The sequence below is a fragment of the Allobosea sp. genome, from assembly GCF_030695125.1.
GTDB lineage: Bacteria > Pseudomonadota > Alphaproteobacteria > Rhizobiales > Beijerinckiaceae > Allobosea.
This window is the reverse complement of sequence record NZ_JAUYTP010000021.1, coordinates 1-25,120: the sequence shown is the minus strand read 5'-3', so window position 1 is coordinate 25,120 and position 25,120 is coordinate 1. Positions and strand designations below refer to the sequence as shown.

At 66.1% G+C, this 25,120-nt stretch carries 21 protein-coding genes; 15 read left to right on the top strand and 6 right to left on the bottom strand.

Annotation, left to right across the window (positions count from 1 at the left end):
* The first annotated feature begins 33 nt into the window (after positions 1 to 33).
* Positions 34 to 2,142: a DUF294 nucleotidyltransferase-like domain-containing protein gene (locus Q8S38_RS06160; RefSeq protein ID WP_305679554.1), complete on the top strand. Its 2,109-nt coding sequence runs from the start codon at positions 34 to 36 to the stop codon at positions 2,140 to 2,142.
* 58 nt (positions 2,143 to 2,200) lie between these two features.
* Complete coding sequence (locus Q8S38_RS06155; protein WP_305679553.1) at positions 2,201 to 3,931, top strand: carbamoyltransferase family protein; 1,731 nt, start codon at positions 2,201 to 2,203, stop codon at positions 3,929 to 3,931.
* A gap of 153 nt (positions 3,932 to 4,084) precedes the next feature.
* On the opposite strand, the gene serA is transcribed toward Q8S38_RS06155, so the two are convergent.
* On the bottom strand, positions 4,085 to 5,686 hold the full coding sequence (gene serA / locus Q8S38_RS06150) for a phosphoglycerate dehydrogenase (RefSeq protein ID WP_305679552.1): 1,602 nt from the start codon (positions 5,684 to 5,686) through the stop codon (positions 4,085 to 4,087).
* A gap of 212 nt (positions 5,687 to 5,898) precedes the next feature.
* On the bottom strand, positions 5,899 to 7,077 hold the full coding sequence (locus Q8S38_RS06145) for a phosphoserine transaminase (RefSeq protein WP_305679551.1): 1,179 nt from the start codon (positions 7,075 to 7,077) through the stop codon (positions 5,899 to 5,901).
* A 201-nt stretch (positions 7,078 to 7,278) separates the two neighbouring features.
* Between Q8S38_RS06145 and Q8S38_RS06140 the strand changes: the two genes are divergently transcribed.
* Positions 7,279 to 8,754 carry a HEPN domain-containing protein gene (locus Q8S38_RS06140; RefSeq protein ID WP_305679550.1) on the top strand — a complete coding sequence of 492 codons (1,476 nt, stop codon included), beginning with the start codon at positions 7,279 to 7,281 and terminating at the stop codon, positions 8,752 to 8,754.
* Between the two features lie 172 nt (positions 8,755 to 8,926).
* On the opposite strand, the gene Q8S38_RS06135 is transcribed toward Q8S38_RS06140, so the two are convergent.
* Both Q8S38_RS06135 and Q8S38_RS06130 read right to left on the bottom strand, forming a co-directional pair.
* Positions 8,927 to 9,286: an endonuclease domain-containing protein gene (locus Q8S38_RS06135; RefSeq protein ID WP_305679549.1), complete on the bottom strand. Its 360-nt coding sequence runs from the start codon at positions 9,284 to 9,286 to the stop codon at positions 8,927 to 8,929.
* Positions 9,287 to 10,041: 755 nt separating this feature from the next.
* A complete protein-coding gene (locus Q8S38_RS06130) occupies positions 10,042 to 10,518 on the bottom strand; it encodes a YqhA family protein (RefSeq protein WP_305679579.1) in 477 nt (158 codons plus the stop codon).
* 400 nt (positions 10,519 to 10,918) lie between these two features.
* Here Q8S38_RS06130 and Q8S38_RS06125 point away from each other — a divergent pair, with 400 nt between their 5' ends.
* A complete protein-coding gene (locus tag Q8S38_RS06125) occupies positions 10,919 to 11,182 on the top strand; it encodes a hypothetical protein (protein ID WP_305679548.1) in 264 nt (87 codons plus the stop codon).
* Positions 11,183 to 11,350: 168 nt separating this feature from the next.
* Here Q8S38_RS06125 and ppk2 read toward each other — a convergent pair whose 3' ends face one another.
* The gene (ppk2, locus tag Q8S38_RS06120; RefSeq protein WP_305679547.1) at positions 11,351 to 12,388 is read right to left on the bottom strand and encodes a polyphosphate kinase 2; all 1,038 of its coding nucleotides are present in this window, start codon (positions 12,386 to 12,388) and stop codon (positions 11,351 to 11,353) included.
* A gap of 144 nt (positions 12,389 to 12,532) precedes the next feature.
* On the opposite strand from ppk2, the gene Q8S38_RS06115 reads away from it, so the two are divergent.
* From Q8S38_RS06115 to Q8S38_RS06080, 8 genes are all read left to right on the top strand, one after another.
* Positions 12,533 to 13,591, top strand: a complete 1,059-nt coding sequence (locus Q8S38_RS06115) for an ATP-binding protein (RefSeq protein WP_305679546.1) — start codon at positions 12,533 to 12,535, stop codon at positions 13,589 to 13,591.
* A 122-nt stretch (positions 13,592 to 13,713) separates the two neighbouring features.
* The gene (gene pstS, locus Q8S38_RS06110; protein ID WP_305679545.1) at positions 13,714 to 14,739 is read left to right on the top strand and encodes a phosphate ABC transporter substrate-binding protein PstS; all 1,026 of its coding nucleotides are present in this window, start codon (positions 13,714 to 13,716) and stop codon (positions 14,737 to 14,739) included.
* Positions 14,740 to 14,913: 174 nt separating this feature from the next.
* Positions 14,914 to 15,885 (top strand): phosphate ABC transporter permease subunit PstC, encoded by a 972-nt coding sequence (gene pstC / locus Q8S38_RS06105; protein WP_305679544.1) that lies wholly within the window; start codon positions 14,914 to 14,916, stop codon positions 15,883 to 15,885.
* 14 nt (positions 15,886 to 15,899) lie between these two features.
* Positions 15,900 to 16,790 (top strand): phosphate ABC transporter permease PstA, encoded by an 891-nt coding sequence (pstA, locus tag Q8S38_RS06100; RefSeq protein WP_305679543.1) that lies wholly within the window; start codon positions 15,900 to 15,902, stop codon positions 16,788 to 16,790.
* Between the two features lie 70 nt (positions 16,791 to 16,860).
* A complete protein-coding gene (gene pstB, locus Q8S38_RS06095) occupies positions 16,861 to 17,661 on the top strand; it encodes a phosphate ABC transporter ATP-binding protein PstB (protein ID WP_305679542.1) in 801 nt (266 codons plus the stop codon).
* A gap of 43 nt (positions 17,662 to 17,704) precedes the next feature.
* The gene (phoU, locus tag Q8S38_RS06090; RefSeq protein ID WP_305679541.1) at positions 17,705 to 18,424 is read left to right on the top strand and encodes a phosphate signaling complex protein PhoU; all 720 of its coding nucleotides are present in this window, start codon (positions 17,705 to 17,707) and stop codon (positions 18,422 to 18,424) included.
* Between the two features lie 120 nt (positions 18,425 to 18,544).
* Entirely contained in the window at positions 18,545 to 19,243 is a 699-nt protein-coding gene (phoB, locus tag Q8S38_RS06085; protein WP_305679540.1) for a phosphate regulon transcriptional regulator PhoB, read from the top strand.
* Between the two features lie 191 nt (positions 19,244 to 19,434).
* Entirely contained in the window at positions 19,435 to 20,646 is a 1,212-nt protein-coding gene (locus Q8S38_RS06080) for a TIGR03862 family flavoprotein (protein WP_305679539.1), read from the top strand.
* Positions 20,647 to 20,889: 243 nt separating this feature from the next.
* Here Q8S38_RS06080 and Q8S38_RS06075 read toward each other — a convergent pair whose 3' ends face one another.
* On the bottom strand, positions 20,890 to 21,342 hold the full coding sequence (locus Q8S38_RS06075) for a tetratricopeptide repeat protein (RefSeq protein WP_305679538.1): 453 nt from the start codon (positions 21,340 to 21,342) through the stop codon (positions 20,890 to 20,892).
* 78 nt (positions 21,343 to 21,420) lie between these two features.
* Between Q8S38_RS06075 and Q8S38_RS06070 the strand changes: the two genes are divergently transcribed.
* The 3 genes from Q8S38_RS06070 to Q8S38_RS06060 all read left to right on the top strand — a co-directional run bounded on the left by Q8S38_RS06070 (position 21,421) and on the right by Q8S38_RS06060 (position 24,942).
* Positions 21,421 to 21,639, top strand: a complete 219-nt coding sequence (locus Q8S38_RS06070) for a hypervirulence associated TUDOR domain-containing protein (RefSeq protein WP_305679537.1) — start codon at positions 21,421 to 21,423, stop codon at positions 21,637 to 21,639.
* A gap of 145 nt (positions 21,640 to 21,784) precedes the next feature.
* Positions 21,785 to 24,481, top strand: coding sequence for an excinuclease ABC subunit UvrB (uvrB, locus tag Q8S38_RS06065; protein ID WP_305679536.1), 2,697 nt, complete (start codon positions 21,785 to 21,787; stop codon positions 24,479 to 24,481).
* Between the two features lie 101 nt (positions 24,482 to 24,582).
* The gene (locus Q8S38_RS06060; protein WP_305679535.1) at positions 24,583 to 24,942 is read left to right on the top strand and encodes an endonuclease domain-containing protein; all 360 of its coding nucleotides are present in this window, start codon (positions 24,583 to 24,585) and stop codon (positions 24,940 to 24,942) included.
* Positions 24,943 to 25,120 lie beyond the last annotated feature (178 nt).

Here is a 25,120-nt window from a genome sequence, read left to right as displayed (position 1 = left end):
TTAGGGTGCTCCGCAAAGGGCGGAGACAACCGCATGTCGAACCTGCTGCAGGCCACACCCCTGTTTGCGATCCGCGGCGTCGCGATCGATGCGGAGACCACGGGGCTCGACGTCAAGCGCGCCCGCATGATCGAGATCGCGGCGGTTCATCTCGATGGCGGCCGGCTCGATCGCGCCAATGCCTTCCAGAGCCTGGTCGCCTGCGATGTCGAGATCCCGGCCCGGGCCCATGCCGTGCATGGCATCGACCGGGCGGCGCTGGTCGGCGCGCCGGGCTTCGACCAGCTTTATCCGGGGATTGCGGCCTTCATCGCCGGGCGCATCGTGATCGGCCATACGATCGGCTTCGACATCGCGATGCTTCAGCATGAGGTCGAGCGGCTGGGCCAGCGCTTCATTCCGCCGCTCGCGCTCGATATCAGGCTGCTGGCGCAGCTCGCGGAACCGGGGCTGCCGTCCTATTCGCTCGAGGCGCTCGGCGCCTGGCTCGACATCCCCGCGCAGGAACGCCACCGCGCGCTGGGCGATGCGATGGCGGCGGGCCTGGTCTTCCTCGCGCTGGCGCCGCGGCTGCGCGACCGGGGCATCCGCACGGTCGGCGAGGCGATCGCCGCCAGCCGCCGCATCACCGACGCGATGGCGGGCGCGGCCCCGCCGGCCTGGGAGCTGCGCGCGCCCAGCGCGGACGGCGACCCGCTGCCCAAGCTCGACAGCTACCCCTATCGCCACCGTGTGCGCGAGGTGATGCGCGCCGATCCGGCGATCCTGCCCGAGACGACGCCCGTCGCCGAGGCGCTCGCCGCCATGGCGGGACGGGGGCTGAGCTCGGTCTTCATCGGCGAGCCGCTGGCGGGTCCGGGCGAGATGGCGATCCTGACCGAGCGCGACCTGCTGCGCGCCATGGCCCGCGAAGGCGCAGCCGCGCTGGCGCAGCCCGCCGTGCGCTTCGCCTCGCGCCCGGTCGTGGCCATTCCCGCCGAGGCCTTTCTCTATCGCGCGATCGGGCGGATGAGCGCGCGCAGCATCCGCCACCTCGCCGTCACCGACGCGCAGGACCGGATCGTCGGCGTGGTGACGCCGCTGAAACTGCTGCAGCTGCGCGCCAGCACGGCGGTCGCGTTGGGGGACGACATCGACGCCGCGCCCGATGCGCCCGCGCTCGGCCAGATCTGGGCGCGGCTGCCGCTGATGGCGCGCGCGCTGCTGGCCGAGGACGTGCCAGCCCGGATGATCGCCGCCGTGGTCGCGCGCGAGGTCGGCGCGCTGACGCGCCGGGCCACCATCCTCGCCGAGGCGGAGCTGGTCGCGGCCGGGGCGGGGCCGGCGCCCTGTGCCTATGCCGTGCTGGTGCTCGGCTCGGCCGGGCGGGGCGAGAGTCTGCTCGCCATGGACCAGGACAACGCCCTGATCTTCGCCGAGGGAGAGCCCGGCGGCGAGGCCGACCAGTGGTTCGCGCGGCTCGGAAAGCGCATGGCGGCGATCCTCGACGAGGTCGGCGTGCCCCTGTGCAAGGGCGGCGTGATGGCCTCGCAGCCCGATTTCCGCGGCTCGGTCGCGACCTGGCGGCAGCGCATCGCGCAATGGCTGTCCCGCTCGAACCCGCAGGATCTGCTCAGCGTCGACATCGTCTTCGATTTCGCCGCGGTGCATGGCGACCGGGCGATGGCCGAGCAGCTCTGGCGCGACGCCTGGGCGGCGGCGAAGGGCCAGATCCCCTTCCTCAAGCTGCTGGCGGAGAATGCCGGCCAGCCGGCGGCGGGGCTCACCCTCTTCGGGGGCCTGCGCACCGAGGATGACGGCCGCATCGATCTGAAGCGGACGGGGTTGAAGGACATCGTCACCACGGCGCGGCTGCTGGCGCTCCACCATGGCGTGCCCCGGCATACGACGCAGGCGCGGCTGGAGGCGGTGGCGGAGTTGGGAACCGGCGGCGCGGGGGACCTCGCCGAGATCGAGCGGGACCATGCCCTGCTCGTCGACTGCATCCTGAGCCAGCAGCTCGCCGACATCGCGGCCGGCCTGAGCCCGTCGAACCGGGTCGCGCCCGGCACCATCGGCAAGGCCCGCACGGCGGCGCTGAAACAGGCGCTCGGGCGGCTCTCGATCCTGGAGGAACTGCGCCGGGACCAGCTCTCGGCGTGATCGACGGTAAATCCGTGCTAGGGGTGGGTTCGGTTTCCGGATGTTTCGACAAGGCAGCATGACCTACACGATTGGCCTCGCCACCACCTTCCACGACCCCGCCATCGCGATCATCGGGCCCGACGGCGCGGTTCTCTTCGCCGAGGCGACCGAGCGCTATCTGCAATACAAGCGCGCGCCCAATTGCGAGCCGGACCCGGCGCCGCGCATGGAATCGCTGCTGAAGCGCTACATCCCCGCCGATGCGCAGGTCGCGATCGCGACGAGCTGGGGGCCTGAGTTCACCGGCTTCCTCGACCAGATGAGCCGGGCGGGCTCGTTCACGCTGGAGGCCCTGCTCAAGCTGTCGCCGGAGCTCAACCGCTCGCTGGTGCCTGAACGCACCGAGCGGGCGCTGATCGCCTCGCTGCATCAGGGCCAGCAGCGCGCCGGCATCGGCACGCTGCTCGGGCTCGACCGCGCCTTCGGCCACGCCAACGTCACCGGCCTGACGCGCTTCGGGCATCATCTGTGCCATGCGGCCTATGCCTGCTGGTCCTCGCCCTTCACGGACGCCGCCTGCCTCGTCGTCGACGGCATGGGCGAGACCGGGGCGTCCGCCATCTTCGCGCTGGAGGGCGGGCGCCTCCGCGAGGTCAAGCGCCATCGCGGGCGCGAATCGATCGGCTTCTATTTCGGGCTGGTCACGGACCTCGCCGGCTTCGACCAGGCCAAGGGCGAGGAGTGGAAGATCATGGGGCTCGCGCCCTATGGCCGGACCGACGAGCGCCTGATGGCGCTGCTGCGGCGTCTCTACCGCATCGAGGGCCACAAGCTCACCTTCGCCAAGGCCGATGTCGTGCAGGCGGTGGCGGCCGAGATTCTGGAGTTGCGGCCAGCGGACGCGCTCGACAGCGGCTGGGCCGATCTCGCCCGCTGCGGGCAGGACGTCTTCGCGGAGATGATGGAGGCGCTGCTGGGGGAGACCGCCGCGCTGGTGCCGTCGCCCAACCTCGTGCTGTCCGGTGGCTGCGCGCTGAATTCCTCCTTCAACGGCAAGATCGCGGGCCGGCATGGCTTCGCGCAGGTCTTCGTGCCCTCGGCGCCGGCCGATGACGGCAATGCGATCGGCGCCGCCTGGCTCAGCCACGCCCAGGCGAACCCGGACTGGCGCGCACTGAGTGGCCCGGCCTCGCCCTATCTCGGCTCGAGCGTCTCGACCGAGCCGCTGGAGCGGATGCAGGCCTGGGAGCCGCGCCTGCGCAAGCTCGCACCCGACGAGGTCGCGCCCGTCACGGCCAAGCTCCTCACCGAGGGCAAACTGATCGGCTGGGTGCAGGGGCGGGCCGAGTTCGGGCCGCGCGCGCTCGGCAACCGCTCGATCATCGCCGATCCGCGCCCGGCGGACGCGAAGGACATCCTCAACGCCAAGGTGAAGTACCGCGAGGCCTTCCGGCCGTTTGCGCCCTCGATCCTGGCCGAGCATGGCCCGGCCTGGTTCGAGGCCTATCAGGACACGCCCTATATGGAGCGCACGCTGACGTGGAAGGACGCGGTGCGCCACCATGTCCCGGCGGTGGTGCATGAGGACGGAACGGGCCGGCTGCAGAGCGTGACGGCCGCGCGCAACCCGCGCTATCACGCGCTGATTTCGGCCTTCCACGCGCTGACCGGGGTGCCGGTGATCCTCAACACCTCCTTCAACATCATGGGCAAGCCGATCCTGCACACGGCGGAGGACGCCATCCTGATGTTCTACACCAGCGGGCTCGACGCGCTGGTGATCGAGGATTGGCTGCTGGTGAAGTAGCCGCCGACGCCAGGCGGACGAACCACCGCGTCATCCCGGACAAGCTGCGAAGCAGCGCAGATCCGGGATCCATCCTAGAGCGCAGGAGCCCTCCGATGGATCCCGGGGCAGGCCCGGGATGACGTCGTGTTTCCGCGACCACTCAACCGGCGGTCAGAACCGCAACCGCCTTGCCCGCTTGACCATCGGGATCTCGTGGATCTTGTCGAGAAGCTCGTCCGAGATCGCCTCGTCGACCGCGACATAGCAGATCGCGTCGCCGCCCGGCTTGTCGCGGCCGAGCGCGAAGGTCGCGACATTGACGCCGGCCTCGCCGAGCAGCGAGCCGAACTGGCCGATGAAGCCCGGCTTGTCGGCGTTGCGGACATAGAGCATGTGCGGGGCGAATTCGGCATCGACCTGGATGTCGCGGATCTCGACGATGCGCGGCTTGCCGTCCTGGAACACGGTGCCCGCCGCATGGCGCGGCATGTCCTGCGCATCCACCACGATGCGGATGACGGACTCGAGATTGCCGGCGACCTCGCGGGTCATCTCCTCGACGACGATGCCCTTCTCCTTGGCCACCATCGCGGCATTGACCATGTTGATCTCGGGCAGGAAGGGCCGCAGCACACCGGTGATCGCCGCCGCCGAGATCGCCTTGAGGTTCAGGCTCGCGACCGCGCCCTCGTATTCGATGCGGATGCCCTTGACCGGGGCCTCGGTGAGCTGCCCCAGGAACGAACCGAGCTTTTCGGCGAGCGCCACGAACGGCTTGATGCGCGGCGCTTCTTCCGCCGAGATCGAGGGGAAGTTCACCGCGTTGGTGATCGCGCCTTTCAGCAGATAATCGCTCATCTGCTCGGCGACCTGGAGGGCGACATTCTCCTGCGCCTCATTGGTGGCGGCGCCGAGATGGGGCGTGCAGACGACGTTCTCCAGGCCAAACAGCGGATTGCTCTCCGCCGGCTCGACCGAGAACACGTCGAAGGCGGCACCCGCGACATGGCCGGACTTGATCAGCGCCGCCAGCGCCTCCTCGTCGACCAGCCCGCCGCGGGCGCAGTTGATGATCCGCACGCCCTTCTTGGTCTTCGCCAGTGCTTCCGCCGAGAGGATATTCTTCGTCATTGCCGTCATCGGCACATGCAGGGTGATGAAGTCGGCGCGCTTCAGCAGCTCGTCGAGCTCGACCTTCTCGACGCCGAGCGCAACCGCGCGTTCGGCTGAGAGATAGGGGTCATAGGCGATGACGCGCATCTTCAGGCCGACGCCGCGCTCGGCGACGATCGCGCCGATATTGCCGCAGCCGATCAGCCCCAGCGTCTTGGCGGTGATCTCGACGCCCATGAAGCGGTTCTTCTCCCACTTCCCGGCCTGGGTGGAGAGGTCCGCAGCAGGGATCTGGCGGGCGAGCGCGAACATCATCGCGATCGCATGTTCGGCGGTGGTGATCGAATTGCCGAAGGGCGTGTTCATCACGATGATGCCGCGCGCGGTTGCGGCGGGGATCTCGACATTGTCGACGCCGATGCCGGCGCGGCCGATCACCTTCAGCCTGGTCGCGGCCTCCAGCAGCTTGGCGGTGGCCTTGGTCGCCGAGCGGATGGCGAGGCCGTCATAGTCGCCGATGATCGCGGCGAGCTTGTCCTTGTCCTTGCCGAGATTGGGATCGAACGTCACGTCGATGCCGCGATCCCGAAAGATCTGCACGGCGGCAGGCGAGAGGGCGTCGGAGATGAGAACCTTGGGCGCTGGGTTTTGAGTGGTCATCGGGAAGGGCTTTCGGCTGGCGCGGCGCGTCGGCGCTCTGCGCGGGACAGGGAAGGGCGCTCCCCGCCTGTCATTCCGGGGCGGCGCAACGCGCCGAACCCGGAACCCATGACGGGGCGCAACGGTATGGATGCGGCGGCGAAGGGCTCGCCCGGTCGTGGGTTCCGGGTTCGCGGGCATGCGCCCGCGCCCCGGAATGACAAGGGGGCTGCTTACGCCGCCTTCTTCGCCAACCCGGCCTTCGCCTCGGCGAAGGCATAGGCCACCCACGGCAGCAGCGCCTTGAGATCGCGGCTCTGCACCGTCGCGCCGCACCAGATGCGCAGGCCGGGAGGGGCGTCGCGGTAATGGCCGAGGTCGTAGCCGGCGCCGGCCTTCTCGATGATGCTTACCACCTGCTTGGCGAACGCCGCCTGCGCGTCGGGAGCCAGCGCGGTCACGGCCGGGTCGGTGAAGGTCAGGCACACGCTCGTGTTCGAGCGCGTCTTCGGCTTCACGGCGAGGAAGTCGATCCAGTCGTTCTCGCGCACGAATTTCGCGATGACGCGGAGGTTGCCGTCGGCGCGCTTCACCAGCCCGTCGAGCCCGCCGACCTTCTTGGCCCAGTGCAGCGCATCGAGATAATCCTCGACCGCGAGCATGGAGGGGGTGTTGATCGTCTCGCCCGAGAAGATGCCCTCGATCAGCTTGCCGCCGGAAGTCATGCGGAAGATCTTCGGCAGCGGCCAGGCCGGCTTGTAGGTCACCAGCCGCTCGACCGCGCGCGGCGAGAGGATGATCATGCCATGGGCCGCCTCGCCGCCCAGCACCTTCTGCCAGGAGAAGGTGGTGACATCGAGCTTGGGCCAGTCGAGCTTCTGGGCAAAGGCGGCCGAGGTCGCGTCGCAGATCGTCAGACTCTCGCGGTCATCCGCGATCCAGCTGGCATCGGGCACGCGCACGCCCGAGGTCGTGCCGTTCCAGGTGAAGACGACGTCGCGGTTCTTGGTGTCGATCTTCTTCAGGTTCGGCAGCTCGCCATAGGGAGCTTCAAAAGTGCGGACGTCGGCCAGCTTGAGCTGCTTGACGACATCGGTGACCCAGCCGGCGCCGAAGCTCTCCCAGGAGACCATGTCGACGCCGCGGGCGCCTAAGAGCGACCACATCGCCATCTCGACGGCGCCGGTGTCGGAAGCGGGCACGATGCCGATGCGGTAATCGGCGGGCACCTGCAGCACCTCGCGCGTCAGGTCGATCGCGAGCTTGAGCTTGTCCTTGCCGATCTTGGCGCGGTGCGAGCGGCCGAGCGCGGCGTCACCCAGCGCCTTGAGGGACCAGCCGGGGCGCTTGGCGCACGGGCCGGACGAGAAATGCGGCACGCGCGGCAGCGCGGCCGGAACGGTATTCGTCATCGATGTCTCCATCCTTACAGATGGGCGCGCCACGGTGGGGTGGCGTGTCCCGTCGATGGGGGTAAGGGGGGAGGGGGCGGGGAGTCAAGCGGGGGGGTAGAGCTATGGTCGTGCCGGTGTTCTTATTGTGGCTTTGTATGGCCAATTGCATTATGCAATATTTAAAAGTGATTTCTCTACGGTCTGAGATAGGATTTTCAGATGACCACTTATGATTCAGCGATAAAATTGCGCAGTTCGAGCAATAACATTGGATCAATCTGGAATCTGGGACGAGTGAAAGCCTTCGGAAATCTGATAATTGATAACAAGAGACCGATTCTTGAGCTATTTGTAGAAATTAAGGATTCTCGCCAAAAATCTGCTTACGATATAGACAATTCGGTTATTAAGGCAATCAAGCCTCCGCTTCAGCCCAACATAGATGGTTATGTGGCTGGTCATGGATTTATAAGTTTAGAGAATTGTGCATGTTCTTCAATAAATTTACATTCATCAGCATCAATTAATAAATCAATAGCTGTAATTCAGTTGATTCCGACCAAAATATGGCTCGGAACGCCATTAAAATATTTTAACGGAACCTGTAACTATGTGTTCCTTTTTGATGATCGTATTACTGGTTTTTTTGGAGAAAGTAATATTACTTGTCATCATTCGAGGGGCGATAGGCGGAAGGATCCTGTTTTTGATTTGCTAGGCAATCCAACAGAGATATGGGCTCTCGCGGCGGATAACTCTGATTGGATTGAAGTCCCCAGCATGGGGTTTAAATTAAAGAAAAGTTCTTCAATTTCTAGTCAATCTTCATCGACGAGCGGTTATGCATTTAAATCACTTAGTAATATAATTATAAAATTCGATAAACCACAGTCATTCTCTGATGCTGATAATATCATAATGAAAATTGAACACCTTCTTTCGGTTTTTTCTCTGGAGCCGTTTGAATTTAACTACAAAAGATTCGAGGGCAAGAGCGTCGAGTCGATAGGTTTAATCTGGCGGCTTTCGTCAAGAAGGGCGCAGTTTGTCCAGCCCATGAATCATCAGATACTGATCGACTTTTCTGATGCTGTTCAATTTAAAGCAGCTCTAAATGAATGGTTTTCTGGTAGTGAGAAAATAAGCCTGTCGCGATGGATTTTTCAGAACTCTCTGGAGGAGACTGATAGTGGACTGGCTCGCTTTGTAAATGTTTGTCAAGCTTTAGAAGTTTTAGGTCGCGAACTATTTGGTCGCCAAAGCGCAGGCGGCGATCTTGATGAGATGGCTGATCTAATTTCAGAGAAATTTTCTGATACATTTGGTGTTGAAATAATTGAAAGAGCAATAGGTCTTCTTAAATCAAGTAATAAATTGTCATTCAGAATACTGTTGGAGAGAATGATATTTACTATTGTAGACAGTATAAATTTGGGTACCGAGAAAGATATAAAATTATTCTGTAAACGAATAGCTTCTATGCGTAATTCTATAACTCATATGTCTGATAATAGAGATATTTCTATTAAAGATGCATATGCCAAAGTGAATAAATCGAGCTTAATGCTAAGCTATATGTATGCTGTCATAACGGCTAAGGCTATGGGCCTTTCGCTTGAAAGAGCTAATTCTTTTCTGATTAATAACAGAAACGCTCGTCACGGTTTGCCAAACGAAATTCTTGAATCGCTTTAGTTCGAGTCTGCAAGAGGCGTCGCGGTTGGGGGGGCGGCGGCGAAGGGCGCGGGGAACCCCTCTCCTGTAAGGAGAGGGGCAGGGGAGAGGTGTCGGCCCCTGGACCAGCGGGGCGCAGACCTCGCCGCTGTCGATGTCGAGCCTCATGCAGAATGCGGCCACCTCCCTGCTTTTACAGGCGAGGCTTCTCCGTCGGGGTTTCCGCCGCTTCCCGAATGGCCGCGATGACAGCGTCGCGGTCATTCAGCACCATCTCATTGCGAAAGCGGATCACCGTGAAGCCGTGGCGCTCGATTTCCTGCGTGCGCGCCGCGTCGTAGTCGCGCTCGGCGTCATGCTGGACACCGTCGAGTTCGATGACGAGCTTGCGCTGGAGACAGAGGAAATCGACGGTGTAGCCGAGCAACGGAACCTGTCGGCGGAATTTGAGGCCATCGAGGCGGTGGGCGCGGATCAGCGACCAGAGGATGTCCTCCGGGGTGGTCGATTGCCGGCGGAGCTTGCGGGCGAAATCCTGTCGCTCGGTGGCCATGGCGCCTCGCTGGTGAACGGGCCGACACCTCTCCCCTGCCCCTCTCCTTACAGGAGAGGGGTTCCCCGCGCTTCATCGTCGAGAGGAGATGGGGCGCCATCTTATCCCCGCCGCCCAAAGCGCCCTTAATCTGCCACCACCTCATCCCCGAGGGGCAGCCATCCGGAAGGCACAGCCATGGTGGGGATGGGCGCGGCGCCTGCGGCCGGGTTTGCACCCCGGTCCCGGGAGGCTTCGGGGCACCGCCCTGGGGGTAATACGGCCCCTGTGCGAGGAGCTCGCTGGACCGGTTGCCGGCATCACGCCTGCGTCCCATGCCCGACTAGACGCGACAACCCGATGAGGGGCACTGGCGTCGAAAGGGCTCGCGGCGCAGGCTGGCTTTCGACCCGATAAGCGCGGCCCGGGGTCAAAAATCGCCGACAAGCGGAGCGCCACGGGGCGTGCGGATGGTGGCTCAATCCATCCGCGCCGCATCCTGGCTCAATGGATGCGGATTTCAGGCTACGCGCCTCGCGGCGCTCCGCTGCCCCTTATCACATCCGCCGCGTGCGAGCGCGGGCGGGGATTTGGTGTGTGCGTCATTCTCGGGCGGAGCGCAGCGCAGACCCGAGAATCTCAGGCCGGAGGAGGCTGGGGAGCCGCTCTCGTCCCGAGATGCTCGGGGCAGGCCCGAGCATGACGCCTGAGACGCGGGGAACCCTTCTCCCATCCGGGAGAAGGGCAGGAGCGTCGCGGTGGCGGCGCGGGGCGCTTTACGCGTGTTCCCGCGTCAACCGCTCGGCGAAGGATATGCCGATGGCGGACAGGACGAAGGTGAAGTGGATCACGGCCACCACCGCGACGATCTGGATGCTTTCAAAGCTCAGGCCACTGCCCAGGTAAGTCTTCAACGCATGAACGCCCGAAATGGAGATGATGGCGAAGGCGAGCTTCAGCTTGAGGTTGTAGGTATTGACGTGGTCCAGCCAGTCCGGCTTTTTCACATCCTTGTCGTCGAAATGTCCTGTGGTCACGAAGAGCGAGACGCCCGCCAGCCCAACAACCCAGACGAGCTGCGCCACCATCGTCATGTCGACCAGTTCAAGCACCTTGATGATCAGGTCGATCTTGCTGAGGTCGCCAAACATCAAGGTGGTCATCAGCTTGTAGGCTTCGACGATGAACTTGCCGAGGATGCCGAGAATGATCGCCACCAGACCCACATAGAAGAACAGCATGGTGAATCTCATGCCGTAGAGCAGAGACCCGACCCAGGACAGTAGTTTTTCCATTCTTTCTTACCTTTAGCCAGCATTCCCCAGATGAGCGCTGGATTCAGGCGACTTCTGCCCGGTTTTGTGATGTTTGACAAGGCGGTGCCGACGTCGCCAGCCGGCGCAGGACGTTTCCGAAATTGCAGGCGAGCGCGTGACGCTGGAGGCGAAACGCGTTGGCGGCGCAGGACGCGACACCTTCTCCCCATCAAAGTCGGCTGTTGCCGACTTTGACACATAGAGGTCTCATCTCGGGCAAGCCCGAGATGAGTGGGAGAAGGGAAGGGGGCGTCGCGGCACGCCGCAAGCGGGGGGCAGGCAGGCCCGCGATTTCGTGATAGGTCACCGCCAACCCCACACACAGGTTCAAGACGCCATGGCCCAGAAGACTCCCGAACAGCTCGCCCGTGAATTCGAGGGCCGCAAGGCCAAGGGGCTGGCCAAGGGCGGGGCGGCGTTCTGGCCCAACATCATCGCCAACGCCGTGCTGAAGCTGACGGCGGCGAAGGCCGAGATCACGGTGGCGACGCTGAGCGAGAGCATCGCCAAGGAGGCGGAGACGGGCGATGCGACCCGCAAGGCCGGCGCGACCGAGGCGCTGGCGCGGCTGCGGCAGGCGGTGGCGAAGGGCGAGGATTGAGGGGCGCCCGAACGCGCCAGCCCTCATCCTGAGGAGCCGCGGACCGCGGCGTCTCGAAGGAGGGTCCAGCAGCTCCGGAACCCGCTGGAGCATCCTTCGAGACGCCCTTCCTCGCGGAAGGGCTCCTCAGGATGAGGGCTGAGGGATGTCGCGCCGCCCCAGAGCGCCTCAGCTCTCGCCGCCCTTGCGGAGATAATGCGCGGCGTCGAGCACGACCTTGTCGTCGAGCGGGCCGATCGCGGCCTCGTCGCGGCCGTGATAGGGGATCGCCAGCAGGACATGGCGGATGGCGTTGAGCCTCGCGCGCAGCTTGTCGTTGCCGCGGATGACGTGCCAGGGCGCCCAGTCGGTCGAGCTGCGGGCCAGCATCGTGTCGAAGGCCTCGGAATAGGCGGCAAAGCGCGGGATCGCCTCGAAATCGATCGGCGAGAGCTTCCAGCGCTTGAGCGGATCGTGCCAGCGCGCATGCAACCGCAGCATCTGCATCTCCGGGCCGATGGTGATGAGGAGCTTGATCAGCCGGACGCCGTCGCGCACCAGCATGCCCTCGAAAGCCGGCGCCTCGTGCAGCAGCGTCTCGGTCTGCTCCGGCGTGCAGAAGCCCATGACGCGCTCGACGCCGGCGCGGTTGTACCAGGAGCGGTCGAAGAAGGTGATCTCGCCGGCGGTCGGCATCTGCGCGGCATAGCGCTGGAAATACCACTGGCCGGCTTCGGCGTCGGAGGGTTTCGACAGCGCCACGACGCGGGCCTGGCGCGGGTTGAGATGCTGGGTGAAACGGCCGATCGTGCCGCCCTTGCCGGCGCCGTCGCGGCCCTCGAAGACGATGACGATGCGCTCGCGCGCCTCGCGCGCCCAGGTCGCGAGCTTCTGCAGCTCGATCTGCAGCGGCGCGAGCTCGGCCTCGTAGCGCTTGCGCTTCATGCGCTTGCCATAGGGATAGTCGCCGCTGCGGAAGGCGGCGTCGGTGATCGCGTCGGGCAGCGTCGCGGCCTCGATGTCGAAGCCCTTGATGGCATAGCCCCTCGGGCCGAGCGCCGCGCGCGCCGCGTCGCTCTTGTGCTTGGCGGCCTTGCCCGGCGCGTCGCCGCGGTCCTGCTCCTGCGCCTCCGGCTTGGGGACGAGGCGGATGGCGGCTTTCGCCGGGCGGGGGGATGGAGACTTGCTGGCAGACTTGGTCTTGCTGGCGGGTTTGGTCTTGGCCATCGGGGCCCTCCTGTGTGGCGAAAGCTTAGCCGCGGCCGGCGGCAAAGGGAATTGACGCGCGCCGGGCTTGCGATCAGGAAGGGCATCCGCGTCCCGCAGCCAGCCGTCCAGCGCCCGGCGCAGCGCGCGTCGAGGTTTCTCCCGATGCCCGATACCGTCGATCCCCAAGCGCTTCCGATTCTGGCCCTGGTCGAGGCGATCGGCTCGGCCGCCGTGCTGCTCGACGGGCAGGGCATCGCCCAGGCGCTGAGCCCGGCGATGCGCGCGCTGGTTCCGGCGCTGGAGCGCGGGCAGCCGCTGGCGCTGGTGATGCGCGATCCCGATCTGATCGAGGCGATCGAGGGCGTCGCCCGGCAGGGCGGGCGGCAGGTGATCGAGCTGGTCGAGCGCGTGCCGGTGGAGCGCACCTTCCGCATCCACATCGCGGCGCTGACGGGCGCGGGCTGGCGCCGGCCGGTTCTGCTGACCTTCGAGGATCTCAGCGAGCAGCGCGTGACGGAGCGGATGCGCGTCGATTTCGTCGCGAATGCCAGCCATGAGCTGCGCACGCCCTTGGCCTCGCTGCTCGGCTTCGTCGAGACGCTGCAGGGGCCGGCGCGCAACGATGCCGGCGCGCGCGACCGTTTTCTCGCGATCATGCGCGAGCAGGGGCTGCGCATGGCCCGCCTCGTCGACGACCTGCTGTCGCTGTCGCGGATCGAGTTGCGCGCGCATCTGGCGCCGGAGACGCCGGTCGACGTCACCGGCATCTCGCGCGAGATCGTGGATTCGCTGACGCTGATGGCGCGCGAGCGCGAGGTCACGCTGACGCTGCGGGCGCCGGCCGAACCGGTGAAGGTCGCCGGCGATCGCGACGAACTGCTGCGGCTGATGGAGAATCTGGTCGAGAACGCGATCAAATACGGCAAGCGCGGCGGCCAGGTGGCGATCGATGTCGAGGAGGGCCCGCTCGAGGTGAGCGTCGGCGTGCGCGACGACGGGCCCGGCATCGCGCCCGAGCATCTGCCGCGGCTGACCGAGCGCTTCTACCGGGTCGACACCGCCGCGAGCCGGGAGGCCGGCGGCACGGGGCTCGGGCTGGCCATCGTCAAGCACATCGTCCTGCGCCATCGCGGGCGGCTGACGATCGAGAGCGCGCGCGGCGAGGGGGCGACGTTTCGCGCCGTGCTGCCCCGTTTCGGGGCGCCGCCGCGCAAGCCCTGAGTCACACTCCTTAACGCTGCGTGACGGGTCTGTGACAGTGCGCGTGACGGCCTGTCATGAAGCTGTCATGCAGACAGTGTTCTGAACGGCTCGCTGAACCTGCGACCCAGAGAGGACATCTCATGCGCAAACTTCTCATTCTCGCGGCCGCGACGATCGGTCTGTCCGGCGCGGCCCAGGCCGCCGACATCACCGGCGCCGGCGCGACCTTCCCCTTCCCGATCTACTCGAAGTGGGCCGAAGCCTATAAGAAGGAGACCGGCATCGGTCTCAACTACCAGTCGATCGGCTCGGGTGGCGGCATCCGCCAGATCAAGGCCAAGACGGTCGCCTTCGGCGCCACCGACGCCCCGCTCAAGGGCGAGGACCTGGCCAAGGACGGGCTGATCCAGTTCCCGACCGTCATGGGCGGCGTCGTGCCCGCCATCAACATCGCCGGCATCGACGCCCGCCAGCTCAAGCTGACCGGCCCGCTGATCGCCGAAATCTACATGGGCACCGTCAAGAAGTGGAACGATCCCAAGATCGTCGCCCTCAACCCCGGCCTGAAGCTGCCCGACGCCAACATCACTCCCGTCTACCGTTCGGACGGATCGGGCACGACCTTCGTCTTCACCGACTATCTCTCGAAGGTCTCGGCCGACTGGAAGTCCAAGGTCGGCACCAACACCTCGGTGCAGTGGGCTGTCGGCATCGGCGGCAAGGGCAATGAGGGCGTCTCGGCGTCGGTCAAGCAGGTCGCCAACTCGATCGGCTATGTCGAATACGCCTATGCCAAGCAGAACAAGCTCAGCTACGCGCTGATCCAGAATGCCGACGGCCAGTTCCCGGATCCGGACGACAAGTCCTTCCAGGCCGCTGCCGCCAATGCCGACTGGAACGCCGCTCCCGGCTTCGGCATCTCGCTGAACAACCAGAAGGGCGCCCAGGCCTGGCCGATCACGGCCGCGACCTTCCTGCTCGTCCATGCCAAGCCGGAGAAGCCGGAAGAGGTCGGCGCCGCGCTGAAGTTCGTCGACTGGGCCTTCAAGAACGGCGACCAGCTGGCGCTCGATCTGGAATATGTGCCGCTGCCGGCCAATGTGAAGGATCAGGTCCGCGCCTCCTGGAAGGGCGTCACCGACCCGGCCGGCAAGCCGATTTTCTGATCGATCCGATACGATGAGGGCGAAGCGGGAGATGTCCCGCTTCGCCACTTTCTCTTCCTGCCCTCATCCCGAGCAGCGGCGTCCGAGCGTGCCGCTGCTGGGGATGAGGGCCCGCCTGAGAGCCGGCCCCTTGTTTTCGCCTTGCCTCCTTCCGCTACGACCGGAGTTCCACGGATGACAGCCGTGACCGACCCTATGAGCCTTCCGGCCGCGCGCCCGCAGCGCAAGACGCCGAAGGGCACCTTCGACCTGATCTTCCGCAATGCGAGTTTCGCGTCGGCCCTCTTCGTGCTGCTGCTGCTCGCCGGCATCATGCTGTCGATGATCATCGGTGGCTGGCCGGCCTTCCGCGCGATGGGCCTGGGCTTCATCACCGGCTCGCAATGGGACACGCAGGCCGATGTCTACGGCGCCTGGCCGGCCATCGCCGGCACCTTGTCGACCGCGTTCATCGCGCTGCTGATCGGCGTGCCGCTCTCGCTGGGCATCGCGGTCTATCTGACCCAGCTTGCCCCTGTCTGGTTCAAGCAGCCGGTCTCGACCGCGATCGAGCTGCTCGCCGCCGTGCCCTCGATCATCTACGGCATGTGGGGGCTGTTCGTCTTCGTGCCGCTGTTTGCGGCCTATGTGCAGGTGCCGCTGTCGAACATCGTCGAGGGCATGCCGATCGTCGGCACGATCCTGTATTCGCGCTCGCCCTCGGGGCTTGGCATCCTGACGGCCGGCATCATCCTGGCCTTCATGATCATCCCGTTCATCGCCTCGATCGTGCGCGACATGCTCGACCAGATTCCCTCCGTGCTGCGCGAGAGCGCCTATGGCATCGGGGCGACGACCTGGGAGGTGGTGCGCCATGTGCTGGTGCCCCAGGCGGGCGTTTCGATCATCGGCGCGGTGATGCTCGGTCTGGGCCGCGCGCTCGGCGAGACCATGGCCGTGACCTTCGTCGTCGGCAATGCCAACCGGCTCTCGGGCTCGATCATGGACCCGGGCTCGACCATCGCCTCGCGCATCGCCAACGAGTTCAACGAGGCGCTGGGCCTGCAGATGAACGCGCTGATCGGGCTTGGCTGCATCCTGTTCTTCGTCACCTTCGTCGTCCTCGTCATCGCGCGCATTCTCGTCGCACGCGTCAAGACCTTCTGAGCGGGTTGCAGATCATGAGCCTGACGACACCCTCCACTGTCCGCGAGCTGCCCCCGACGACCTGGGGCCGCGTTCGCCAGTCGCGCCGCACCGCCGACAAGGCGATGCGGATCATCACCGCCAGCTTCACCATCATCGCGATTTCCGTGCTGTTCTGGATCCTCGGCATGCTGATCGTGAAGGGCCTCGGCGGCCTGTCCGTCGCCACCTTCACGCAGATCACGCCCGGCCCCGGCTCGGAGGGTGGTGGCCTTGCCAACGCCATCGTCGGGTCGATCATCCTGACCTTCCTCGGCATCGTCGTGGCGACCCCGATCGGCGTGCTGGCCGGGACCTATCTCGCCGAATACGGCAAGGGCTCGAAGCTCGCCGACCTGATCCGCTTCATCAACGACATCCTGCTCTCGGCGCCGTCGATCCTGATCGGCCTGTTCGTCTACGTGATCCTGGTCGAGCCGCTGGGCGGCTATTCCGGCTGGGCCGGCGGCGTCGCGCTCGGCATCATCGCGATCCCGGTCATCGTGCGCACCACCGAGGACATGCTGCGGCTGGTTCCCGGCCCGCTGCGCGAGGCCGGCTCGGCGCTCGGCGCGCCGCCTTCGGTCGTGATCACCTCGATCACCTGGAAGGCCGCCAAGGCCGGCATGGTCACCGGCATCCTGCTGGCGCTCGCCCGCATCGCCGGCGAGACCGCGCCGCTGATCTTCACCGCGCTCAACAACAATTTCTGGTTCTCGTCCAACCTGATGGGTGGCGTCTCGAACCTGCCGGTGACGATCTACATGTTCGCCTCGGCGCCCTACGAGAACTGGCAGCAGCTCGCCTGGGCCGGCTCGCTGATCATCACCATGTCGATCCTCCTGCTCTCCATCATCGCCCGCCGTATCGTGCGCGGCGCCAAGTAATCTCGCGACCCCGTCATTTCGCGATACGTTATCCTGCGATCCATCGCGTCCGATCCGAAGGAAATCTTCGATGCTCTCGACCCTCGAACTCAGCCCGCAGACGCTCGATGCCGATGCTCCCATCCGGATCAAGGTCAAGAACCTCGATTTCTACTATGGCGAGCACAAGGCGCTGAAGAACATCAATCTCGATTTTCGTGACCGCCACGTCACGGCGCTGATCGGCCCCTCGGGCTGCGGCAAGTCGACCCTGCTGCGCATCTTCAACCGGATCTATTCGCTCTATCCCGAGCAGAAGGCGACCGGCGAGGTCATGCTCGACGGCCGCAACGTCATTTCCAACGATGTCGACGTCAACGAGCTGCGCTCGCGCATCGGCATGGTCTTCCAGAAGCCGACGCCCTTCCCGATGTCGATCTACGACAACGTCGCCTTCGGCATCCGGCTCTACGAGAAGCCGCCGAAGTCGGAGCTCGACGACCGCGTCGAGGGCGCCCTGCGCCGCGCCGCGCTCTGGGACGAGGTCAAGGACAAGCTCAAGACCTCGGGCATGGGCCTGTCGGGCGGCCAGCAGCAGCGTCTGTGCATCGCGCGCACCATCGCGCAGAAGCCGGAGGTCATCCTGTTCGACGAGCCGACCTCGGCGCTCGACCCGATCTCGACCGGCAAGATCGAGGATCTGCTGGAGCAGCTCAAGGTCGACTTCACGATCGTCATCGTGACCCACAACATGCAGCAGGCGGCCCGCATCTCGCAGTACACCGCCTTCATGTATCTGGGCGAAGTGATCGAGTTCGCGCCGACCAACACGATCTTCATGAACCCGAGCAAGAAGCAGACGCAGGACTACGTCACCGGCCGCTTCGGCTGACCGTCCGCCGCTTCCGCCCCTGCAATCGAAGGACTACGCCGCGATGACCGACCATATCGTCCGCTCCTACGACGCCGAACTCGAGGCGCTGCGCCGCAGCCTCGCCGAGATGGGTGGCATGTCCGAGCGCATGCTCGGCGATTCCACCGTGGCGCTGGTGCGCCGCGACACCACGCTCGCCCAGAAGGTGATCTCGGCCGACCAGCGGCTCGACAATCTCCAGCGCGATGTCGAGGAGCGGGCCGTGCTGACGATCGCGCGGCGCCAGCCGCTCGCCAACGACCTGCGCGAGCTGATCTCGGCGATCCGCATCGCCTCCGATATCGAGCGCGTCGGCGACCTCGCCAAGAACATCGCCAAGCGCGCGGTCGCGATCTCCGGCCAGTTCTCGCCGCCGCATCGCGCCGTGGTCGGGCTGGAGCATATGAGCCGCCTGGTCCAGGCCCAGCTCAAGGACGTGCTCGACGCCTACGCCGCCTCCAACGAGCAGAAGGCGCTCGAGGTCTGGCACCGCGATGGCGAGATCGACGCGCTCTACACCTCGCTGTTCCGCGAGCTTTTGACCTACATGATGGAAGATCCGCGCAACATCACCTTCTGCACGCATCTCCTGTTCTGCGCCAAGAATGTCGAGCGGATCGGCGACCACACCACCAACATCGCCGAGACGATCCATTATCTCGTCACCGGTGAATCGCTCGACATCAACCGTCCCAAGCTCGACACCACCGACATCACCGTCGAGGCGGTGACGGGGAGCTGAGGACTGCGTCATGGTCGGGCTTGACCCGACCATCTCGGAAACCAGGATGCTCTGGTCCGAGATCCTCGGGTCAAGCCCGAGAATGACGTCCTGGACCGACCCGCTTTTGGAAAACCGCTCATGGCCGCCCGCATCCTGATCGTCGAGGACGAGGAGCCGCTCACCCTGCTCCTGCGCTACAATCTCGAGGCCGAGGGCTTCGTGGTCGACAGCGTCGCGCGCGGCGACGACGCCGAGCTTCACCTGCGCGACCATACGCCCGATCTCGTGCTGCTCGACTGGATGCTGCCGGGTCTGTCGGGCATCGAGCTCTGCCGTCGTCTGCGGGCGCGCCGCGACACCGAGCGGGTGCCGATCATCATGCTGACCGCCCGTGGCGAGGAGACCGAGCGGGTGCGCGGGCTCGCCACCGGCGCCGACGACTATGTCGTCAAGCCGTTCTCGTTGCCCGAGTTGATCGCGCGCATCCAGGCGCTGCTGCGCCGGGCGAAGCCCGGCCATGTCGCCGGTCTGCTGACGGCCGGCGATCTCGAACTCGACCGCACGACGCGGCGCGTACGCCGCTCCGGCGAGGAGCTGCATCTGGGGCCGACCGAGTTCCGCCTGCTCGAATTCCTGATGCAGGCGCCGGGCCGGGTCTATTCCCGCGCGCAACTGCTCGACGCCGTCTGGGGCCGCGACGTCTACATCGACGAGCGCACGGTCGACGTCCATGTCGGGCGCCTGCGCAAGGCGATTACGCCGGGCGACGCCAAGGACCCGCTGCGCACGGTCCGCGGCGCGGGCTACGCCTTCGACGAGACCTTTGCGCGGGCGTGAGGGCATTCGTCCACGCTGTCTGTCATCCGCGCGGTCATCCCGGACAAGCGGCGAAGCCGCGCCGATCCGGGATCCATGCCTGAACCGTTCCGGAATGGGTCCCGGGTCTCCCTGCGGTCGCCCGGGACGACGGCGCGTTTGGCGTCGTCTATTCACTTGACCGCCACGGCCGCCCGGCGCAAGCCCGCCCGATGCACAGCAAAGACATCGCCATCATCGGCGCCGGCCCCGCGGGGCTGATCGCGGCCGAGCGGCTGGCCCAGGCCGGCCACCGCGTCACGCTCCATGACCGGATGGCCTCGCCGGCGCGAAAATTCCTGCTCGCCGGGCGCGGCGGGCTCAACCTGACCCATTCCGAGCCGCTGGAGACCTTCCTGCCGCATTACGGCGCGGCGCGGGACTGGCTCGAACCCGCCATCCAGGCCTTCCCGCCGCAGGCGCTGCGCGACTGGGCTGACGAGCTCGGCGCCGAAAGCTTCGTCGGCACCAGCGGGCGCGTTTTCCCGAAGGCGATGAAGGCCTCGCCGCTGCTGCGCACCTGGCTGCGCCGGCTCGACGGGCTCGGCGTGCGGCTCGAAGCCGGCCGGCGCTGGACCGGCTGGAACGACGTGGGCGCGCTGACCTTCGCCACCGCTGCGGGCGAGGTGACGCTCACCCCCGATGCGACGCTGCTGGCGCTGGGCGGGGCAAGCTGGCCGCGGCTGGGCTCGGATGGCGGCTGGGTGCCGCTGCTGGCGGGGAGGGGTGTCGCGGTGGCGCCGCTGCGGCCGGCCAATGGCGGCTTCGCGGTGGCCTGGTCGGATATGCTGCGCGAGCGCTTCGCCGGCGCGCCGCTGAAGCGGATTACGCTGCGCTTTGCCGGCAAAGAGATTGCGGGCGAGGCGATGATCGACGCTGATGGACTCGAGGGCGGCGCAATCTATGCGCTGTCGGGGCCGCTGCGCGAGGCGATCGCGCGGGACGGCTCGGCGGTGCTGGAGATCGACCTGCGGCCGGATATCGACCTTGCCCGGCTGACGGAGAAACTTGGCAAGCGCCGGCCGGGCGAGACGCTCAGCAACCATCTGCGCAAGGCGGGGCTCTCGCCTGCGGCCGTGGCCGTGCTGCGCGACAGCGTCGGGGGGAAGCTCGACGAGACGCCGGCCGCGCTGGCGGCGGCGATCAAATCCGCGCGCCTGCGCCTCACCGGGACGATGCCGATCGAGCGGGCGATCTCCAGCGCCGGCGGCATCGCGGCCGGCGAGATCGACGCAGGCTTCATGCTGCGCCGCCTGCCGGGCGTCTTCGTCGCCGGCGAGATGCTGGCCTGGGAGGCGCCGACCGGCGGCGACCTCCTGCAGGGCTGCTTCGCGACCGGCGTCGCGGCGGCGGCGGGGATGGTGGGGTGGCTGGGGCGGGAGTAGCGGATAGGGCGCGGGGAACCCCTCTCCCGTAGGGAGAGGGGCAGGGGTGAGGGGTCGGCCGCTTGAAGGGCGAGTGAGACCTCACCGGCGCAGCGGTTGGGATGGCGCTTTGCTGGTCGAGGGGCCGACCCCTCACCCTGCCCTCTCCCTACGGGAGAGGGTTCTGCGTTGAGGCTCCCGCGCCTCTGTCGTCCTAAGATTCTCGGGTCTGCGCTTCGCTTCGCCCGAGAATGACGGAGGTTTCTATCGCCCTTCCGCCTTGTCGATCGCGGCGTTGAGGTCCTGCCATTCGTGGCAGCGGCCGCAGAGGCTGGCGAGTTTGGCCAGATTGGCCTTGGCGCTCGCCATGTCGCCGGTCTCGATGAACCATTCGCCCTGATATTCGAGCGCGGGCAGGAAGGTCGGGTCGCGCATCAGCGCGGCGTCGTAATACTGCTTCGAGAGCGGGTAGTTCTTCAGCTTGCGGTGCGAGAAGGCGAGCCAGTTCAACAGCTCCGGCGCATGCGGCGAGCGCTTGAGCAGGACCTCCAGCTTCTCGATCGCCGGTGGAAAGTTCTTCTCCTCGATCCAGCGCCGCGCCTGGCGGTAGTCCGGGTCCTCGTCGAGCCAGGTCCAGTCCGGCCCGACCGCCTGCGCGCCTGCGCAGGCGAGGAGCGCGGCGGCCCCTGTGACGATCGCGATCAGGCGTCGGCGCATGGCGTGTCCTCCCGCAGTGAACCCGGCCGGGCGCGCGCGCGTTGCCCGGGCATCGATCCCTGATCATGGAGACATCGCATGACAAGTCCATTGCGAAAGGGCGCCGCCGTCCGCTGGCACTGGGGCAGCGGCACCGCCGAGGGCGAAGTCGAAGCGGTCTTCACCAAGCCTGTCAGCCGCATGATCAAGGGCAAGCGCATCCGCCGCAACGCCTCGGAGGAGAAGCCGGCCTATCTGGTCCGACAGGCGGATGGCGCGAAGGCGCTGAAATCGCACAGCGAGCTGGAGGCTAGCTGAGGCGGCGGCCGCGCCTCCTCCGGCCCGAGATTCTCGGGGCAATCGCTGGAATGACGCCCTTCTCCTGCCAGCTGCTGTCACCAGTGCGCGCCGCCATGCGCCGAGGCCCCTCGCGCGCGGCGGGGATGCGCCCCATATTGCTGCCATGTCCGACACACCCGCCAAAGACTCGCCCGCCAAGCCCAAGCCCGCCAAGTCCGCCGCGGCCAAGAAGCCGTCCAGCGCGCGCACGCCCAATTCCAAGGCGTCGCGGCAGGAGCTGAAGCCGCTCGAGGGCTATCTCGCCGATCTGCTCAACCCGGCGATCAACCGCGGCAACGCCGTGCCCGGCGGCGCGGCCGGGTTCTCCGACAAGCCGCAGACCGGCTATGAGGCGAAGCCGAGCTACGCCACGGAACGGCCCGGCGGCGAGGAGCGGCCCAAGCGCAAGCTCTCGAAGAAGGCCGATGGCGCGTTTATCGGTGCGGAGGGCGCGGCGGCCGCGACCGCGACCTCGCTGCAGACGCTGCTGGAGAGCGGCAATCCCTTCATCGAGCCGGGCAAGGCCTGGGTGCCGCATCGCCCGCCGCGGCCGGACAAATCCGAAGGCGGCATCCGCTTCCGGATGAACTCCGAATACGAGCCGGCCGGCGACCAGCCGGCCGCGATCGCCGAACTGGTCGAGGGCATCGCGCGGCAGGAGCGCGACCAGGTGCTGCTCGGCGTCACCGGCTCGGGCAAGACCTTCACCATGGCGCAGGTGATCGAGAAGACGCAGCGCCCGGCGCTGATCCTGGCGCCGAACAAGACGCTGGCGGCGCAGCTCTATGGCGAGTTCAAGAGCTTCTTCCCCGACAACGCGGTCGAGTATTTCGTCTCCTATTACGACTACTACCAGCCCGAGGCCTATGTGCCGCGCTCGGACACCTTCATCGAGAAGGAGTCCTCCATCAACGAGCAGATCGACCGGATGCGCCATTCCGCGACGCGCTCGCTGATCGAGCGCGACGACGTCATCATCGTCGCCTCGGTCTCCTGCATCTACGGTATCGGCTCGGTCGAGACCTATACGGCGATGACCTTCGGCATCAAGCTGGGCGAGCGCGTCGAGCAGCGCCAGCTCATCGCCGATCTCGTGGCGCTGCAATACAAGCGCACCCAGCATGACTTCACCCGCGGCAGCTTCCGCGTGCGCGGCGACGTGATCGAGCTGTTCCCGGCGCACTATGAGGACCGCGCCTGGCGCATCGGGCTGTTCGGCGACGAGGTCGAGAGCATCAGTGAGTTCGACCCGCTGACGGGGCAGAAGACGGCCGACCTCGAATTCGTGAAGGTCTACGGCAATTCGCACTACACCACGCCGCGGCCGACGCTGACCCAGGCCGTGAAGAGCATCAAGGAGGAGCTGAAGGCCCGCCTCGACGAGCTCAACTCCATGGGCCGCTTTCTCGAGGCGCAGCGGCTCGACCAGCGCTGCACCTTCGACATCGAGATGATCGAGGCCACCGGCTCCTGCAACGGCATCGAGAACTATTCGCGCTATCTCACCGGCCGCAAGCCGGGCGAGCCGCCGCCGACCCTGTTCGAATACCTGCCCGACAATGCGCTGGTCTTCACCGATGAGAGCCATGTCACCGTGCCGCAGATCGGCGGCATGTATCGCGGCGACTTTCGGCGCAAGGCGACGCTGGCGGAATACGGCTTCCGCCTGCCCTCCTGCATGGACAACCGGCCGCTGCGCTTCGAGGAATGGGACGCGATGCGCCCGCAATCGGTGCATGTCTCGGCGACGCCGGGCTCCTGGGAGATGGAGCAGACCGGTGGCGTCTTCACCGAGCAGGTCATCCGCCCGACCGGGCTGATCGACCCGCCGGTCGAGATCCGCCCCGCCAAGCACCAGGTCGCCGACCTGCTCGACGAGATCAAGGAGGTCACGGCGCAGGGCTACCGCACGCTCGTCACCGTGCTGACCAAGCGCATGGCCGAGGACCTCACCGAATATCTGCACGAGAACGGCGTGCGCGTGCGCTACATGCATTCCGACATCGACACGATCGAGCGCATCGAGATCCTGCGCGATCTGCGGCTGGGCGCCTTCGACGTGCTGGTCGGCATCAACCTGCTGCGCGAGGGGCTCGACATTCCCGAATGCGGGTTCGTCGCCATTCTCGACGCCGACAAGGAGGGCTTCCTGCGCTCCGAGACCTCGCTGATCCAGACCATCGGCCGCGCCGCCCGCAATGTCGACGGCCGCGTCATCCTCTATGCCGACCACATCACCGGCTCGATGGAGCGCGCGCTGGCCGAGACCGCGCGTCGCCGCGAAAAGCAGGTCGCCTACAACCTCGAGCACGGCATCACGCCGCAGACGATCAAGCGCGCCATCGGCGACATCCTGGGCTCGGTCTATGAGCGCGACCATGTCACGGTCGACACCGGGCTCGCCACGCCCGCCGCCGGGCACAATTTCAAGGCGGCGCTGGCCGATCTCGAAAAGCGCATGCGCGAGGCCGCGGCCGATCTCGAATTCGAAACCGCCGCCCGGCTGCGCGACGAGATCAAGCGCCTGCAGGCCACCGAACTCGCCATCTCCGACGATCCGATGGCGCGGCAGCGCGATGTCGAGGCCTCGGCCGGCAAGTACAAGGGCGAGCGCAGCTATGGCGACAGCGCCAACCTGCCGCCGACGCGGGCGAAGAAGCCGACCGACGCCGATATGGGCCCGCATAATTTCGGCGGCGGCGAGGGCAAGCCGGTGTCGCGGGCGCTGCCGAAAAAGCCGACGCTCGACGAGATGGGGCCGCGGACGGAGCAGCGGCCGAAGGGGGCTGGGGAGCAAAGGGGTGGGCGGCGGCGGGGGTAGCTCCGGCTGTCCTCATCCTTCGGAAGTCCAGCGTGGGGAACCCCTCTCCTGTAAGGAGAGGGGCAGGGGAGAGGTGTAGGCCGTTTTCCGCATGAGGCGCCATGGCCACCGAGCGACAGGACTTCGCCCGCAAGCTCTGCCGGCAATCCACAAAGCCGGAGGACATCCTCTGGAACCTCCTGCGCGCCCACCGCCTCGACGGCCTCAAGTTCCGCCGGCAGGTCCCGCTGCTCGGCTACACCGTCGATTTCATCTGCCTCCAACGTAAGCTCGTCATCGAACTCGACGGCGCCCAGCATGACGCCGAACGCGACTACGATGCGGCCCGCACGCAGGAGATCGAGCGCCACGGCTTCACGCTCATCCGTTTCCGCAACGAGACGGTGCTGAACGACCGCGACGCCGTCATCGCGGCCATCCGCGAAGCGGCGGGAACCGCGACGCAGAACCCTCTCCTGTAAGGAGAGGGCAGGGAGAGGTGTCGGCCGTTCTCCGCATGATGGCCTGCTGCCGGTTTCGTGGACACCGAGATTGGGTGTTTCATGAAGCCGGAGGTGGCAGATGCAGCGAAGACGATTTGGGCGTGAGTTCAAGATCGAGGCGGTTCGCCTGATCAAGGATCGCGGTGTGAGCGTCGCG